This is a genomic window from uncultured Campylobacter sp. (genome assembly GCF_938017615.1).
Lineage (GTDB): Bacteria > Campylobacterota > Campylobacteria > Campylobacterales > Campylobacteraceae > Campylobacter_B.
Window position 1 is genome coordinate 1 of sequence record NZ_CALIJA010000037.1, and the last position, 3049, is coordinate 3049.

The 3049-nt window shown below is 39.7% G+C and carries 4 protein-coding genes and 1 pseudogene; 4 read left to right on the plus strand and 1 reads right to left on the minus strand.

Annotated features, from left to right (window positions below):
* Nucleotides 1-139: 139 nt before the first annotated feature.
* Nucleotides 140-421: a hypothetical protein gene (locus tag Q0620_RS01450; RefSeq protein WP_298782912.1), complete on the minus strand. Its 282-nt coding sequence runs from the start codon at nt 419-421 to the stop codon at nt 140-142.
* 82 nt (nt 422-503) lie between these two features.
* Here Q0620_RS01450 and Q0620_RS01455 point away from each other — a divergent pair.
* The 4 genes and pseudogenes from Q0620_RS01455 to hemC all read left to right on the plus strand — a co-directional run.
* Nucleotides 504-650, plus strand: a pseudogene (locus tag Q0620_RS01455) (DNA cytosine methyltransferase); the annotation flags it as partial.
* A complete protein-coding gene (locus tag Q0620_RS01460) occupies nt 650-1606 on the plus strand; it encodes a HaeIII family restriction endonuclease (protein ID WP_298782913.1) in 957 nt (318 codons plus the stop codon). The pseudogene Q0620_RS01455 and the gene Q0620_RS01460, both read left to right, overlap by 1 nt.
* Entirely contained in the window at nt 1599-2051 is a 453-nt protein-coding gene (locus Q0620_RS01465; RefSeq protein WP_298782914.1) for an FxsA family protein, read from the plus strand. Before Q0620_RS01460 ends, Q0620_RS01465 begins: the two co-directional genes overlap by 8 nt.
* On the plus strand, nt 2048-2977 hold the full coding sequence (gene hemC / locus Q0620_RS01470) for a hydroxymethylbilane synthase (RefSeq protein WP_298782915.1): 930 nt from the start codon (nt 2048-2050) through the stop codon (nt 2975-2977). The genes Q0620_RS01465 and hemC overlap by 4 nt, the downstream gene beginning before the upstream one ends.
* Nucleotides 2978-3049: the final 72 nt, after the last annotated feature.

Here is a 3049-nt window from a genome sequence, read left to right on the forward strand (position 1 = left end):
TCTATCTTTTAAAAATTCATCTTTTATACTTGAATTTTCAACTTTTTTAGGATATGAAAAATTACTTTTAAAATCTTCAAAACCAAATAGATTATCTAATTCTAAGTTTAAAACTATCATAAATCCCCCTTTTTTAAATTCAAGCTATAAAATGCTTTTGTTTTATTGTTTCTCTTACATCAACAAGTAATATGGATGTCATGCTATCTAAAAAATTTTTTCCCAAAACTTTTACTATTTGATTTTCTTCTCCAACTAAGCTAGCATGCTCGTGATTATATGTTAAGTTTTCATAGTAACTATTTAACATTTGTTCCATTTTATTATGATAATTATTTTTAGCCTCTATAACTGCATTTTCATTTCCATAGATATAAGCATTTATAAACTCTTGAGCTATATTTGTTTTCTCATTTTTCAAAGCATCTGTTACATAGTGTAATGTTATATTATTTAATTCAATATCCTGTTTTCTTAATTCTTCAGCTATAATTTTAACTGCTAATTTTAAATTTATATATAAAAATGTTAATGATGCATATAAAATGATAGGTAATGCTGTGCCCGTAAATTTAGCTTATGAAATAGCCGTATCAATAAAAAAATATATGGAAAATTCGTCTGAAAATTTTGAGAAAGAAGCTATATAATGAGCAATAAAAGCGATAAATTTGGACGCTCATACGAATTTGCATGGGCTATGGCGCTAGAAAAATACTTACCGAATGCAAAAATAATACAAAATTCCAGCTATAAGGCAAACAAACAAGCTTGGCAAAGTATAAACGAGCCCCAAAAAGACATATATGAAATTTCTGTAAATTCTGCGATAGATACACTATTGGAATTGGAGCCGCTGTTGTTAGAGGGTGAAGAATTGCAACTTGAGCTTCAAAAAGATACATTTGGTATAGAAGGCGACGTTAGGGATTTGCTTATCAAGGATATCACATCGAAATGGGAAATAGGTCTTAGCATAAAGCACAATCATGAAGCTGTAAAACATAGTAGGCTAAGCCACAAATTGGATTTTGCCGCAGAGTGGTTTGGGATTCCTTGTAGTATCCATTATTGGAACGACGTAAAGCCGATTTTTGAAATTTTACATATTTATAAAGATCAAAAACTAAGGTGGTCTAAAATCCCACACAAAAATACCGAAATTTACATACCACTTTTGCAGGCTTTCATGAACGAGATAAGACGCATAAACGAGCAAAGTCACAGCTACATACATAAAATGATAACATATCTAATAGGAATTAAAGATTATTATAAAATAGTAAGTAAGGATAAAAATAGACTAACTCTAATTTCTACTTTTAATATGCACGGCTCACTCAATTTGCCTGGAAAAAATAAAATTTCAATTATTTCTATACCCAAGCTAGAGCTTCCCACTAGATTGGTAGCTTTAGAATTCAAACCGAAAAGTCAAAATACCATTGAAATGTATTTTGACAGGGGTTGGCAATTAAGCTTTAGAATTCATAGCGCCAGCAAGTTTGTAGAACCTAGCTTAAAATTCGATATTCAGTTTATTGGTATGCCTACGACGATTTTAAATTTTGAATGTAAATGGCATGTGAAGGAAAAATATGTTTAGGCTTTTGATCGTTCCATATCTGATAATTGAGGCATTTACGACCTATTATTTCGTAAGCGCAAATGGCTTCGCGGCGTATGCGGTGGAAATCGTCATAAGCGCGATTTTAGGCGGATACGTCGTAGCAAACCGCTCGTGGATGGGCTTTTTTAATCTAATGAAAATCTCACCGAAAGAAATTTTAAGTGGCGTGGGCTTCGTCGTAGGCGGCGTTTTTCTCATCGCGCCTGGCATTTTCGGCGATATTTTGGGCGTTTGCATAATCACTGCGTCGTTTTACTGCGTCACCAGCGACGTGCCTAAATTTAACGCTAGCAGCGAAAATTCCGAAAAAAGCGAACGAAAATTCTGGCGACGCCACCGCACAAGCGACGACGTAATCGACGTAGAGGTAATCGAAGAGAACGAAATCGAGATTCGAAAAAGCATAGGAGAGAAAAAATGAAAAATTTGATCATAGCTACGCGCGGCAGCGTGCTTGCGCTGTGGCAGAGCAAACATATCGCATCGCTGCTTGAAGCTAGCGGCATCCAAGCGCGGCTAAAAAGCATGAAAACCAAAGGCGATAAAATTTTAGATACGCCGCTTGCAAAGATCGGCGGCAAGGGGCTTTTTACGAAAGAGCTTGAGGAGAGTATGCTTCGCGGCGAAGCACACATCGCCGTGCATAGCCTAAAAGACGTGCCCGTGGAGTTTCCGCAGGGGCTAGTGCTAGCGGCAATCTGTGCGCGCGAGGACGCGCGCGATGCGATGATCAGCGAAAAATACGCTAAATTCGGCGAGCTACCTCGCGGCGCAAAAGTCGGCACCACAAGCCTTCGCCGCAAGATGCAGCTGCTTAGCATGCGGCCTGATTTAGAGATAATCTCCTTGCGCGGCAACGTCCAAACTCGCTTGCGAAAGCTCAAAGACGGGGAATTCGATGCGATTATCTTAGCGATGGCGGGCATCAACCGATTAAATTTGCGCGCCGAAGTGAGACACGTAGCGCCCTTTGAAATCTCGCAGATGATCCCTGCGATGGGGCAAGGAGCGCTCGGCATCGAGGCGGTGGACGAGCCGCAAATTCTACGCGCGATAGAATTTTTAAAAGATGAACGCGCGATCATTGAAACGACCGTGGAGCGGGATTTCGTCAGGGTTTTAGAGGGCGGCTGCCAGGTGCCGATCGGCATCAACGCGCGCCTTGAGGGCGAAAATATCCACATCAGCGCGATAGTTGGCCTGCCCGACGGCAGCGAGAGCATCCGTCAAAGCATCGTCGCGCAAAAATCGCAGTGGCAAAGCGTAGGCACGGAGCTCGCACGCGTTTTTATCGAAAAGGGCGCAAAGCAGCTTCTTGCGCGCGCTGAAGAGATGGCGAGCCTATAAAAGGCGAAATTTACGGAGTTTTAAAATTTACAAAATTTTAAAATTTCTAGAATTTATGGACTTTTTAAATTT